Raw genomic sequence first — 13,317 nt, 5'->3', positions numbered from 1 at the left:
CTGTGGTCGAGACGCACCGACGTCTCGACCACAGACTTCGGGAGGAATCCCCTTGAAGCACCTCAGCCCGGCCGGCCGCCCCGTCCGCCGGCGCCTCGCCGTCGCCGTCACGGTCGCTCTCGCGGTCACGGCCGGCACGGCCGCGACCGCCGCGCCCTCGTTCGCCGCGCCGGCCGTTCCGGTGGCCGCGTCCGCCTCGGTGGAGCAGTCAGGACCCTTCGTCATCGGCACCGACGATTGGCTGGACGGCTCGGGGGCGAACGGCTTCGTGACCAACACCGTCGTCAACGACGGCACGGACGTCGCCTATCGGTGGCACCGGCTCGAGGATGGAGCGGTCACCCCTCTGCCCAGATACTCCGACCTGAGCCCCAGGCCCGTCACGACTCCCGACAGCGACCGCGTCGCGGTGCAGACGGGCCGGAGCGGGTACCGGCTGCTGGACATGGCTGGCGGCGCGTCCGTCGACATCGACACCACCTCCGTCGGCACGAACGCGTACCTCTGGGAACTCGCGGGGGCCTCTCTCGTGATGGTGCGGTACGACGGACCCCAGCGCGAGAGCGTGCACCTGGTCTCCAAGCCCGCCGGAACGGTCGTCCACCGCCAGGTGTCCGGCCTTCCCGCCGATGCGGACGTCAACAACATCATGTACTCCCCTGCCGGCGTCCTGGCCGTCCAGTACAGGGGTACGGCCGGCGGCGTGACCGGACAGCGCCTGGCCGTCGTGGACCTCGCGACCGCGAAGGTCGTGGAGGACCGGGCCGTGCCCCGCTTCTCCCCCAACGGGAGCATCGCGGTCTCGGCCACCCACCTGGCGTGGACCGAATCGGACTCCCAGAACAACGTGACCCTGGTGACAGCCCGCCGGGGCACCACGCAGACCACACGGCACCCGACCTTCGCGACCAGCTGGAGCTCCGTGTGGGTCTCCCTGCTGGGTGACTGGGCCGTGTACGGCACATCCGGGAAGGGCCTGACGGCCGTCTCCCTCACGGACGGGACGACCGTCACCGGTCTTCTCGGCAACCTGGGAGCGGTGACCGGGGCCGACAGCGCTCTGCTCGCCCAGGGCACCACGCCCGAGGGCGGCAAGGGCGTCTACCGGATCGCACCCGGCGCGGACGGACGGCCGACGGCGACCGTGCTGGCCACCAACGGAGCGACCACGCCGACCACCGTCCTGACCGAACAGGTGCCGGCCACCGCCGACTTCCGCCGCGCCGGCGCCAAGGCGGTGCTGCGGTGGACGTACGGCCGCAGCGACGTGCGGGTGCACCTCCGGGTGACCCACACGAAGTCGGGCAGGAGCTGGTCCCAGGGCCGGCCACTCACGGGCACCCAGACCGAGGCGACGTTCGACTGGGACGGGACGCTCGGCGGCTACGACACCCAGGCCCACCGCTTGGCCTACACCGGGACGGCCGCCTACAACGGGGCCTACACCTGGGAGATGACCGTCGAATCGATGAGCGGGGTCGGCGGCAAGGTCGTGCGGACCGGCACCCTGACCGTCGACAGCGGCATCGCCGCGCACGACTACTCCGACAGCGGCTCCCCCGACCTGCTCTTCCGGGACGGCTCGGGCCACCTCGCCTCGTACGACGTCCGGCAGTTCCTCGCCGCCCCCGAGCGGGACTGGGAGCGGACCGAGCGCGGCGGCGGCTGGTACGTCTACGACCGGCTGCTGTCCGCCGGGAACCTCGACGCGTCGCCGTACGCGGACGTCCTGGCCCGCCGCAAGGACACCGGCGACCTGTGGCTGTACCCGGGCACGGGCCACTCCCTCGCCACGCCGGTCCGCGTCGGCGGGGGCTGGAGCACCTACGACAAGCTGGCGGCGGGCTCCGACCTGACCGGCGACGGCCGCCCCGACCTCGTCGCCACCGACCGCTCCGGCGTCCTGTGGCTGTACAAGGCCACCGGCGACCGCACCAAGCCCTTCGCGCCCCGCACGCGGATCGGCGGCGGGTGGAACACGTACGACCTCCTGACCGCCCCCGGCAACCTCGGCGGCGCCGCCTCCGGCGACCTGCTCGCCCGCGACCGCGACGGCGTCCTGTGGCTCTACCTCGGCAAGGGCGACGGCACCTTCGCGCCGCGCGTCCGGGTCGGCGCCGGCTGGGGCGTCTACGGCCAGGTGGTCAACATCGGTGACGTGAACCGGGACGGCCGCGCCGACCTGATCGCGGAGAGCGGCACGCAGCAGGACCCCTGGCTCACGGTCTACAAGGGCACCGGCGACTGGAAGGCCCCCTTCGGCAGAGCCGAGACGATCGGCATCCCTCCGTACGACTCCCCGTACGGCACCCGCCCCGTCGTCTTCTGACCCTTCTCCTCCCCTGGACCACCATGAAGCAGCACCACCGCACCCCCCGCCGCCTCGCGACCGCCGTCGCCGTCACCCTCGCGGTGACGGCCGGCGGCCTGGCGGCCACCCCGGCGGCCGTGGCGTCGCCGGCCGCCGCCGTCGGCGCCACCGCGGAGGCGGAGTCCGCTCCCGCCGTCATCGACCCGACGTCGGCCCTGCGGGGCTGGGGGTCGTCCGGCTTTCTCAGCCGGGTCGGGTACGAGTCCGAGGGGCTCGACTACCGGTGGACCCGGTACGCGGACGGCGTCTCGACCACGCTGCCCTCCACCGCGACGCCCTACGTGGGCGCGGTGGGCGGTGACGTCGTGGTGCGCCAGGACGGCACCGCGTACCACCTGTACGACATGGCGGCGGGCGGCGAGCCCGTCGCCGTCGACACCGCGTTCCTCGGGCCCTCGGCGAAGCTCGAGCGCCTGGTGGGACGCACGCTGGTGATGCGGACGGAGGACTCCCTCCGGCGCCACACCCTGCACGTCGTGTCCACGGCGGAGGGGGGCCAGGCCGCGGGCCGGGCGATCACCGGCTTTCCGGCGGACACGAGGATCGACTTCACCCGGCCCACCGTGCCCGGCCTCCTCGTCGTCCGTTACACCGGCACGGTGAACGGCGTCAGCGGGAAGCGGCTCGCCGTCGTGGACCTCGCGGAGGCGAAGGTCGTCGACGACCGGTCCGTCCCGGCCGTGCACACGGCTTCCAACGTCTCGGCCTCCGCCACGCACGTGGCCTGGGTGGAACGGCTCGCCGGCGGCGTGTCGGTCGTGGTGACGGCCCGCCGGGGCTCGACCGCCACCGTCCGGCACACGGTGGCAGCCCAGGAGAAGGGGCTCTCGGTCTCGCTGGTGGGCGGCTGGGTCCTGTACGGCGTGACCGGCGGGTACACCGCCGAAGGCCCCAACCCGCTCCACCCGCTGCGGGCGGTCCCGGTGACCGGCGGAACGCCCGTCACCCTGCTCGACAGCACGACGACGTACTACGGCGGCGGGACCGAACTCCTCGTCCAGGGCGGCACGTCCGCCCACGGCGAGGGCGTGTACCGGATCGTCCCCGGCGCCGACGGCGGGCCCGTCGTCACCCCGGTCGCGCTCACCGGCCTGCGGACGACACTCGGTGTGGTGGCGCAGTCGGTCCCGACCACCGCCGACTTCAGCGCGCCCGGCTCGTCGGCCCACTTCGACTGGCGGTTCGGGCGCGGCAGGGCCTGGGTCGACTTCCGGATCACCCACTCCGCGTCGGGCCGCACGTGGACGGAGAGCCGTCCCGTGGACGACGACCGGATCGCCTCGCCCGTGTTCGGGCACATCGGATTCGACTGGAACGGTCTCTTCGAGGACCAGATCTCCGCCCCGACCGGCACCTACACCTGGACGATGACCGCCACGCCGACCAACGGCGTCGGCGGGGTGCTGAAGAAGTCCGGCACCTTCGAGGTCACGAACAAGCCCGTCCAGCACGACTACTCGGGCAGCGCCTTCCCGGACCTCCTGACGCGGAACAGGGACGGGCAGCTCGTGTCGTACGACACCCGCCAGATCCTCTTCGAGCCCCACGCCTGGCTTCCGTGGACCGGGACGAACCGGGGCGGCGGCTGGAGCGTCTACGACCGGATCCTCGCCACCGGCAACCTGGACGCCGGTCCGGCCTCCGACCTGATCGCCCGCGACCGGTCCGGCGTCCTGTGGTTCTACGCGAACAAGGGCACCGCCCTCGCCAGGCGCACGCCGATCGGCGGCGGCTGGAACACGTACGACAAGCTGGCGGCGGGCTCGGACCTGACCGGCGACGGCCGTCCCGACCTGGTCGCCACCGACCGCTCCGGCGTCCTGTGGCTGTACAAGGCCACCGGCGACGGCACCAAGCCCTTCGCCCCGCGCAAGCGGATCGGCGGCGGCTGGGGCACGTACGACACCATCACCGCCCCCGGCAACCTCGGCGGTGCGAAGGCCGGCGATCTCCTCGCCCGCGACCGCTCCGGCGTCCTGTGGCTGTACCTCGGCAAGGGCGACGGCGCCTTCGCGCCGCGCGTCCGGGTCGGCGGCGGCTGGGACCGGATGTACCACCTGATCCCCATCGGCGACTTCGGCCGCGACGGCCGCCCCGACTTCCTCGCCGTCACCCTCGACCGTGCCGGTCGGACGGTCTTCCTCCGCTACAAGGGCACCGGCGACTGGCGCGCGCCCTTCGAAGGAGCCGTGACGACCCCGGTGGACTGGGACGCGGCCCGCTCCGACCTCCTCTTCTGACCTTGGAGACACCTACCTCATGAGGCACCACAGAAGCACCGCCCCGCGTCTCCTGGGCGCGGCCCTCGCCGTCACCCTCGCGGTGACGGCCGGCGCGACCGCGACCGCCCCGGCGGTCGCGGCGTCCCCGTCCGCCGTCATCGCCGCCGTGCCCGCCGGTGCCGCGGCCACAACGCCCGTCCTCAAGCCCGGGGACAAGGTCTGGGGGATCGGCAAGACCGGATTCCTGAGCAGGGACGGGGACGATCCGACCCTCATGCACTGGACCCGCCTCGCCGACGGGGCGGTGAAGACCTTCCCGTACCAGCCCCGCATCTTCCTCTCGCAGGACTCGGACGTCGCGGTCCTCCAGGGCTCCGGCACCGCCGTCCTGAGGGACATGGCGGCGGGCACGGACCTCTTCTCCGTGCCCCTCCCGTGGGAGCGGTACGGGGGCGCCGTCGGCTCCCACCTCTTCGCCCGCGCCGACCTCTCGGGCCACGGCCCCCTGGACGTCTACTCCCCCGGTCCGAACGGGCCGGAGCGCCGCACGGTGACCGGGCTGCCCGCGGGCGCGTCCGGACTGCACGTGGTGGCGGGTGCGGACGACGAGGCCCTGGTGAGCTATATCACCGGTGACGGGACGACCACGGCATCCCGTCACTGGGCGGTCGTGGACCTCGCCTCCGCAACCGTCTCCTCCTCCCGCCGGATCGGGTTCGGGGGCGCAGCCGGGGAAGACGCCTACGCCGTCTCCGCCGGGCACGTCGCCTGGACCGAATACGAGTCGGGTGCGGGTACGAGCATCGTCGTCCTCGACCGCGCCACCCAGAAGGTCCAGCGCCTCCCGATGCCCAGCCCGGGCAGGCTGCTCCTGGGCCTGACCGGCAGCTGGGTCACCTACTCCCGGCCCGGAGGTCTCCTGAGCGAGAAGGAGAGCCCGCTCCACGCGCTGACCGCCCGCAGTCTCACCGGCACGACCACGCGCAAGCTCCTCGACCACACGGTCTCCGCGTCCGACACCGCCGGCGACACGCAGAGCCTCGTCGGCGGCACCGTCGCCGGCGGCGAGGGCCTCTACCGGATCGCCCCCGGCACGGACGGCGCCCCGGCCGCCACCCGGCTCGCCACGACGGGCGAGCCGACGCAGGTCGCCCTTCTCCGCCACACGGTCCCCGCGACGGTCGACCTCGACCGCACCGGCGGCGCGCTCTCCATGGCCTGGTACCTCAGCCGCAACAACGTCAACATGTGGGTCACCCTCCGCAACACCCGCACAGGCGAGTCGCTCACGGAGCCCGTCGACCCGTCGACGGGCGAGGAGGACCCGCAGCCGATGCGGTTCGACTGGAGCGGCACGCTCGACTGGCAGAGCACCTCCGGCTTCTGGACCTCCGCCTCGGCCGGCCCGTACACCTGGCAGATCACCGCGACCCCGCTCAACGGCATCGGACCCGCCCTGAAGGCGTCCGGTTCCTTCACGGTCACGCGCAAGACCGGCACGCACGACTACGACAGCGACGGCTCCCCGGACATCCTGGCCCGCGACACCTCCGGCAACCTGTTTCTCCAGGACGTCCACCACCGAGCAGACTGGCAGGAGACCTACCAGAACCCGGAATCGCCCGTCGGCGGAGGCTGGCAGGTGTACGACCGGATCGAGGCCGCCGGGAACCTCGCCGGCGGCCTCGCCCCCGACCTCGTCACCCGCGACCGGGACGGCGTCCTCTGGCTGTACCAGGGCACCGGCAACGGCACGGCCCCGTTCACCGCCCGCACCCGGATCGGCGGTGGCTGGAACACGTACGTCCACCTGACCGGCGGCAGCGACCTCACCGGCGACGGCCGCCCCGACCTGGTCGCCACCGACCGCTCCGGCCGGCTGTGGATGTACCGGGGCACCGGCTCGGCGACCGCGCCCCTCGCCGCCCGCCGGCTGATCGGCAGCGGCGGCTGGCAGGGCTACGACCGGATCGCGGCCACCGGGAACCTCGCGGGCGGTCCGGCCGGCGATCTCGTCGCCCGCGACCGCTCCGGCGTCCTCTGGCTCTACCTCGGCAAGGGCGACGGCACCTTCGCCGCCCGCACCAGGATCGGCAGCGGATGGCAGCGCTACGACGACCTGATCGGGTCCGGCGACGCCGACCGGGACGGCAGGCTCGACCTGTACGCGGCCTACGTCGACTACGGCATCCCGAAGCCGTTCCTCTACCGGGGCACGGGCGCGTGGCAGGCGCCGTTCCACCCCGGGGAAGGGGTGTACGCCCTCCAGCGCGGCCGGACGTTCGACCTCTTCGCCTGATCAGCGGCCGGTCAGCGGGACCGTCGCCCAGACCGTCTTGCCGACCTGGCGGTCCTTGACGCCCCAGGTGGTGGTGAGGGTGGCTACGAGGAGGAGTCCGTAGCCACCCTCGTCCGGGTTCCGGCACGGTGACGGGCGACGCTCCGCCCGCGCGTCCGCGAGCTCGACCGTCACGTGGTCGCCCGTGTGCTCCATGCGGAGCTCGAAGTCGCGGCCCGGGACCCGGCCGTGCCGGACCGCGTTGTTCGCCAGCTCGGCCACCACCAGCTCCGCCGCCTCCGCCGCCTCGCCCGTGACGCCCCAGTCCCGCAGCTGGTGCGCCGCGAGCAGGCGGGCCAGGCGCGCGCCCCGGGGCGTGGGGCTCAGTCGCAGCGCGAACTCCGGCGCGGGCTCACTTCTTTGAGGGGTGATTTCCGGCTTCATGACGTCGAGAGTGGCGCCCCCGCCGTACGCTGACCAGCAGCGACGCCACGACGCTGGGTAACTGTACGGGTACGCCAAGAGGGCGGTACGGATGTCGGGGAAGCACGAGGAGCGGCCGGAGAAGCCCTCCGAAGTGGACGGTACGGCGCACTTGTTCAAGGCGCTGGGGAAAATCATCAAGGTGCTGCGCACGAACGCGGGCCTGAGCCAGGCGCAGCTCGCGTCGGCCGCGCACTGCAGTGAGGATCTCGTCTCGGCGATGGAGAGGGGGGTGCGGACGCCGCAGCCGGATTTCCTGTTGCGGGCGGAGGAGGCGTTGAACGCGGGCGGGGTGCTGGCGGCGGCCGTGGAGGACACGGAGAAGGCGCTGGCGCAGGCGCGGACGAGACACCCGGACTGGTTCCGGAGTTTCGCGGCTGCGGAGGCGGAAGCGGTGGCGTTGCACTACTTCGCCCCGCAGGCCGTGCCGGGCATCCTGCAGACGCAGGGATACGCGGAGGCCGTGTTCCGGCATCGTCGTCCGCTGTACAACGAGGCGACTGTTGAGAAGCGTCTCACCGACCGGCTGGCCCGTCAGGTCATCTTCGAGAAGCAGCCGGCGCCGACGATGAGCTTCGTCATCGAAGAGGCCGCCCTCCGCCGCCCACTGGGCGGACGAGATGCCTTTCGGGAGCAGCTCCGGCGCATCATCGCGGTAGCGAAACTCTGGAGTGTGCACCTTCAGGTCATGCCGATCGACTGCGAGGAACACCCCGCCCTGGAAGGCCAGTTCACGCTTCTCACACTGAAGGGAAAGCGGGAGGTCTCGTACATCGAGAGCTACCAGCACGCACGCCTCATCACCGACCCCGACGAGGTCCGGATGTACAGCGAGCGGTATGGGATCATGCGCGCGCAGGCACTCACGCCCCGGGAGTCCCTGGAGCACCTCGAGAAATTGCTGGGAGAGCTATGAGCACCGCACATCTGGCCTGGTTCAAGAGCAGCTACAGCGGCGGCTCCGGCGGAGAGTGCATCGAGGTCGCCTACGACTGGCGCAAGTCCAGCTACAGCGGCGGCGAAGGCGGAGAGTGCGTCGAAGTCGCCCTTCACCCCACCACCATCCACGTCCGTGACTCCAAGGTCCCCCACGGCCCCCAGCTCGCCCTCTCCCCCGCCGCCTGGGCGGCGTTCGTCGCGGGGGCGCCTCGGGCGTGAACGGCGGAAGCGCCCGGCCCCAGGAGGGGCCGGGCGGTTCGGCGCGTCAGATGAGGTGGCTCATGCCGCTCCAGCCCTGGCCGATCTTGACGCCGGGCTTGAGGCTGTTGCTCATGCTGGCGTAGTGGTACAGGTCGCCGGTGCCGGCGATGGTGGCGACGACGTCGGCGCGGCCGTCGCTGTCGATGTCGGCGAGGGTGAGCTTGCCGATGCCGCCCCAGTTCTGGCCGATCTGGATGGCCGGGGCCACGCCCGTGCTCGTACCGACGTACAGGTTCAGGTTGGCGGTGGCGTCGACCTGGGCCACCAGGTCCGCCCGGCCGTCGCCGTTGAAGTCGCCGGCCGCCAGCTTCGACATGCCGGACCAGCCCGAGCCGATCTGCTTCGTGTACGTGACATCCGTGCCGGTACCGCTGTAGAGGCGCAGGCTCGCGTCGTCCTTCCGGACCGCCGCGATGTCGGCCTTGCCGTCGCCCGTGAAGTCGCCGGCGACGAAGTCGTCCATGGCGTTCCAGCCGGTGCCGATGACCGTGTGGGACTTGAAGCCTCCGCCGCCGTTGCCGAGGTAGAGGTGGAGTTCGCCGGTGGCGGCCGCACGGGCCACCAGGTCGCCGTCGCCGTCGTTGTTGAAGTCCGCCGCCTTCACCTTGTCCATGCCCCCCCAGCCCGTACCGGCCTCGCTGGAGGCGAACTGGCCCTCGCCGTTGCCGGCGTACAGGCGGAGCTTGCCGTCGGCGGCGCTGACGCTCAGCAGGTCGTCGTTGCCGTCGCCGGTGAAGTCGTGGTCGCGGGGGACGGCGGGCTGCGTGGGGTACGGGTCCTGGTCGTCCGCGCCGAGGCCGGCCCGGGGCCCGCAGGTGGGCCAGGCGCCTTCGCCCTGGGCGGCGAGGACCTTCTCGCCGATGAGGATCTGCTCCATCTTGGACGCCTGGTGGGGGTAGGCGGCGTAGGTGCCGCCGCCGTAGGCGTCCCAGGTGGACTTCAGGAACTGGAGGCCGCCGTAGTAGCCGTTGCCCGTGTTGATGGACCAGTCGCCGCCGGACTCGCACTGGGCGACCTTGTCCCAGGTGGCGACGGACGCGGCGGAGGCCGGGGACGCGGCGGTGAGGGGCAGCAGGGCGGCGAGGGCGGACGCGGCGAGGAGGGGGAGGGCGGTGCGGCGCGGGGCGTGCGAGGACATGGCGGGCTGACCTTCTGTCGGAGGAGGGAGCTGGGGGTGGGGGTGGGGAGGTGGGGGCCCGTCCCCTCGGGGACGGGCCCCCACCGGTCGCCGCTTAGATGAGGTGGCTCATGCCGCCCCAGCCCTGGCCGACCTTCACGCCCGCCTTGAGGCTGTTGCTCTGGCTCTTGTAGAGATAGAGGTCGCCGGTGCCGGCGATGGTGGCGACGACGTCGGCGCGGCCGTCGCTGTCGATGTCGGCGAGGGTGAGCTTGCCGATGCCGCCCCAGTTCTGGCCGATCTGGATGGCCGGGGCCACGCCCGTGCTCGTACCGACGTACAGGTTCAGGTTGGCGGTGGCGTCGACCTGGGCCACCAGGTCCGCCCGGCCGTCGCCGTTGAAGTCGCCGGCCGCCAGCTTCGACATGCCGGACCAGCCCGAGCCGATCTGCTTGTCGTAGTAGACGTCCGTGCCCGTGCCGGCGTAGAGGCGCAGGCTTCCGTCGTCCTTCCGGACGGCGGCGATGTCGGCCTTGCCGTCGCCCGTGAAGTCGCCGGCGACGAAGTCGTCCATGGCGTTCCAGCCGGTGCCGATCACGGTGTGGGACTTGAAGCCGCCGTTGCCGTTGCCGAGGTAGAGGTGGAGTTCGCCGGTGGCGGCCGCACGGGCCACCAGGTCGCCGTCGCCGTCGTTGTTGAAGTCGGCCGCCTTCACCTTGTCCATGCCGCCCCAGCCCGTACCGGCCTCGTGCGAGGCGAAGTCGCCGTCGCCGTTGCCGGCGTACATGCGCAGCTTGCCGTCGCTCGCGCTCACGCCGAGGAGGTCGTCGTTGAGGTCGCTGGTGAAGTCGCGGTCGCCCTTGCTGTACGAGGCCGGGGTCGCGCCGACCGGGGAGATGTAGGCGCTGATGCGCTGGCCGATGCCGCTCGGGGTGTCGCCGACCTGCTTCTGCGAGGCGCTCACCGCGACGTCGGCGACCCGGTCGCTCCAGTTGCCGTGGGTGGTCAGGATCGAGCCGTCCGCGTTGACGGCGGTGACCATGGCGACGTGCTGCGCCCAGCCGCCCGAGTAGTTGAAGACGACGGCGTCGCCGACCTGGGGCTGGTACGAGGACGAGGTGTGCAGGGTGCCGTTGGCCTGGCCGTAGGAGTAGAAGGAGGAGGCCGCCGCGGTCGTTCCGTTGACGTTGAAGTCGGAGTTCTTCCAGACCCACTTCACGAAGTCCGCGCACCAGGGCTCCGCCTCGGTGCCCGTGGAGGTGTTGCAGCTCGTCAGGAAGCCGGTGCCGCCGAGGGAGTTGGTCGAGCAGGCGTGGTCGCCGAGCTGGGCCCGGGCCAGGGCGGCGGCCTGCGCGGTGGTGTCGGCGAAGGCCGGCGAGGTGGCGAGGCTGACCGTGCAGCCCATGGCGGCCAGGATGACACCGGTGGCGGAGAGGGTACGACGAGCGCGAAAAGACATGGACATGTCAGATCCTTTGGTCGGGTGGTGCCGAGAAGTGGTCGAGGGGCCCGCGTGGTGCATGTGACTGCTGCCCTGCAGGAGCAGCGGTCAGGGGCGACCGGGGCGGCGGGCGGAGAAAGCGAGGAGAGAGAAGGAAGAGCAGGGAGAGCGGGAGGACTTACTGCCAGATCATGTCGTCGGGGGTGACGACGACCGGCTCCTCGCCCAGGGGCCCGGCCGCGGTGATGCGGGCGACGGCCGGGCCGGCGGCGGAGTCCGCGGCCTGGGCCACGGGGGCGGCGACGGCGAGGGCGGCGACCGCGGCGGCCAGGGCGATACGGGTGCGGATCATGGCGTGAGTCCTTTGCTGGGAGTCCGGGCCGCGGGCAGCGCCCGAGGCCGTGTGGAGGCGTGTCCGGGCGGGTGCCCGGGGGGTGGCCCGAACCGGTTCGCATCCCGCGGTGACGCGTTCCCGGTCCCTGCCTGCCGGTCGGTGTTCCCTGCCGGCGACGACTACTTTCGTCGCCGGCAGGGGGGTCCGGAAGGGCTTCCGGGTGGCCCGAAAGGGCCTTGGACCGTTCCGTCCACGCGCCGCCCCGGCTGTCCGGAAGAGGACGGCGGCCCGCCGGGGGGGGCGACCCTCACTCGAAGAAGGGCGCGAGGAGGGGTGCCTGGGCTCTCAGCAGCGTCCACCCGCTCAGCTCGGGGCAGTTGAGCAAGGCGCGCAGACAGACCGCGCGTGCGGTCGCCTCGGCGTCCTGGAGCCGCTCCGACAGGAGATAGAGCCCGATGACGGGGTGGGGCAGCGCGTCCGCGTGGACGGCCACGTGCTCGACCCGCTCCCCCGGCAGGACCTGGCCGAGGACGAGAGCGCGGGTGTCGGGAGGGAGCGTCGACGCGCCACCGAGCGCCCGCAGGCTCGCGTGGATGAGATACATGCGTACGAGCCAAACAGGAAGGTAGACCCGGGGACAACGTTTGACGCGGGTCGCTTCGGGCCATGGACGCTTCCGGCCAGGACCCGGCGGAAAGCTGCCCGCTCACCAGCCGTTATGGCATGATCACGACCCCTGAGCAGGTTCGCTGGTGCTGTCTCTCGCGGGGGGTTGGAGATGCTGGCCGTACTGGGCCTCGACACGCGCGCCGAGTCCGTCTACCGCTCGATGCTCGCGCACCCCCAGGCGGGCGTGGCCGCCCTGGCCCAGGCGACGGGTCTCGCCGAGGAGGAGGTGCGGGACGCGCTCGACCTGCTGAGCGAACTGGCGCTGGTCCGGCCGTCCGCCGAGCAGGAGGGGCGGCTGCGGGCCGTCTCGCCGGACATCGGCATGGAGATCCTGCTCGCCCGGCAGCAGGCCGAACTCGCCGCCCAGCAGCAGCGCCTGGAGACCTCGCGGGCCGCGGCGGCCCAGCTGATCGCCGACTTCGCCGACCTTCGGCCGGCGGAACCCAGCCCTGGCGTCGAGCAGGTGATCGGTCTCGACCGGATCCGGGAGTGCCTGGCCCGGCTCACCCGTGAGATGACCACCGAGGTGATGACCTTCGCGCCCGACGGGGCCCACACGCCGGAGTCCATCGCGGCGGCCCGCCCGCTCAACGAGGAACTGCTGAAGCGCGGGATCCGGATGCGGACGATCTACCTCGACAGCGCCCGCAACAGCCCGCACACCGTCGAGTACGTGAACTGGCTGTCGGAGCGCGGCGCGCACATCCGTACCGCGCCCATCCTGCCCACCCGGATGATCATCACGGACCGCTCGACCGCCGTCATCCCGGTGAGCAGCGACGACACCGCCGCCGGAGCCGTGGTCCTGACCGGGCAGGGCACGCTGAGCGCGCTGTGCGCGCTCTTCGAGACGACGTGGGCGTCCGCGCAGCCGCTGGGACAGCCGACGGTCCGGGACGCGGAGGGCCTGACCGGCCCGGAGGCGACCACGATCCGCCTGCTCTCCGAGGGCTTCACGGACGAGGCGATCGCCAAGCGCCTCGGCGTCTCCCAGCGCACGGCGCGGCGCATCGCCACGGACCTGATGGATCGCCTGGGCGCCCGCAGCCGCTTCGAGGCGGGCGTGCGGGCGGTACAGCGCGGCTGGCTTCCGAGCCACCCGTCCTGACGGCCCCCGCCGACCGCCGGGCCACCCCGCCCCGAGGGCTCCCTGGCCGCCGCCCGGCGTGGCCGCCGACCGCCGCCCGGCCCGGACGGCCCCT

General features: G+C 72.5%; 11 protein-coding genes. 6 read left to right on the top strand and 5 right to left on the bottom strand.

What is annotated here, in order from left to right; genetic code table 11:
• The first annotated feature begins 52 nt into the window (after positions 1-52).
• From ABFY03_RS22055 to ABFY03_RS22045, 3 genes are read left to right on the top strand one after another with little or no spacing between them, the layout of a single operon-like run.
• Positions 53-2,329 carry an FG-GAP-like repeat-containing protein gene (locus ABFY03_RS22055; RefSeq protein WP_346170687.1) on the top strand — a complete coding sequence of 759 codons (2,277 nt, stop codon included), beginning with the start codon at positions 53-55 and terminating at the stop codon, positions 2,327-2,329.
• Positions 2,330-2,352: 23 nt separating this feature from the next.
• On the top strand, positions 2,353-4,611 hold the full coding sequence (locus ABFY03_RS22050; RefSeq protein ID WP_346170686.1) for an FG-GAP repeat domain-containing protein: 2,259 nt from the start codon (positions 2,353-2,355) through the stop codon (positions 4,609-4,611).
• 19 nt (positions 4,612-4,630) lie between these two features.
• A complete protein-coding gene (locus ABFY03_RS22045; RefSeq protein WP_346170685.1) occupies positions 4,631-6,892 on the top strand; it encodes an FG-GAP repeat domain-containing protein in 2,262 nt (753 codons plus the stop codon).
• Here the strand turns inward: ABFY03_RS22045 and ABFY03_RS22040 are convergent, their stop codons facing one another.
• On the bottom strand, positions 6,893-7,315 hold the full coding sequence (locus ABFY03_RS22040; RefSeq protein WP_346170684.1) for an ATP-binding protein: 423 nt from the start codon (positions 7,313-7,315) through the stop codon (positions 6,893-6,895).
• A 91-nt stretch (positions 7,316-7,406) separates the two neighbouring features.
• Between ABFY03_RS22040 and ABFY03_RS22035 the strand changes: the two genes are divergently transcribed.
• A complete protein-coding gene (locus tag ABFY03_RS22035) occupies positions 7,407-8,270 on the top strand; it encodes a helix-turn-helix domain-containing protein (RefSeq protein ID WP_346170683.1) in 864 nt (287 codons plus the stop codon).
• Positions 8,267-8,512 carry a DUF397 domain-containing protein gene (locus ABFY03_RS22030; RefSeq protein WP_346170682.1) on the top strand — a complete coding sequence of 82 codons (246 nt, stop codon included), beginning with the start codon at positions 8,267-8,269 and terminating at the stop codon, positions 8,510-8,512. The genes ABFY03_RS22035 and ABFY03_RS22030 overlap by 4 nt, the downstream gene beginning before the upstream one ends.
• 46 nt (positions 8,513-8,558) lie before the next feature.
• Here ABFY03_RS22030 and ABFY03_RS22025 read toward each other — a convergent pair whose 3' ends face one another.
• The 4 genes from ABFY03_RS22025 to ABFY03_RS22010 all read right to left on the bottom strand — a co-directional run bounded on the left by ABFY03_RS22025 (position 8,559) and on the right by ABFY03_RS22010 (position 12,050).
• Entirely contained in the window at positions 8,559-9,692 is a 1,134-nt protein-coding gene (locus ABFY03_RS22025) for a transglycosylase family protein (protein ID WP_346170681.1), read from the bottom strand.
• Between the two features lie 94 nt (positions 9,693-9,786).
• Positions 9,787-11,130, bottom strand: a complete 1,344-nt coding sequence (locus ABFY03_RS22020) for an FG-GAP-like repeat-containing protein (protein WP_346170680.1) — start codon at positions 11,128-11,130, stop codon at positions 9,787-9,789.
• Between the two features lie 160 nt (positions 11,131-11,290).
• Entirely contained in the window at positions 11,291-11,464 is a 174-nt protein-coding gene (locus ABFY03_RS22015; protein WP_319012167.1) for a hypothetical protein, read from the bottom strand.
• 289 nt (positions 11,465-11,753) lie between these two features.
• Complete coding sequence (locus ABFY03_RS22010; RefSeq protein WP_319012166.1) at positions 11,754-12,050, bottom strand: hypothetical protein; 297 nt, start codon at positions 12,048-12,050, stop codon at positions 11,754-11,756.
• A gap of 174 nt (positions 12,051-12,224) precedes the next feature.
• Between ABFY03_RS22010 and ABFY03_RS22005 the strand changes: the two genes are divergently transcribed.
• The gene (locus ABFY03_RS22005) at positions 12,225-13,223 is read left to right on the top strand and encodes a helix-turn-helix domain-containing protein (RefSeq protein ID WP_346170679.1); all 999 of its coding nucleotides are present in this window, start codon (positions 12,225-12,227) and stop codon (positions 13,221-13,223) included.
• The last annotated feature ends 94 nt before the right edge of the window (positions 13,224-13,317 follow it).

It is taken from the genome of Streptomyces roseofulvus (genome assembly GCF_039534915.1).
Taxonomy (GTDB): Bacteria; Actinomycetota; Actinomycetes; order Streptomycetales; family Streptomycetaceae; genus Streptomyces; species Streptomyces roseofulvus.
Note: the sequence above shows the minus strand (reverse complement) of the source record. Positions and strands in the feature narration are given on the sequence as shown.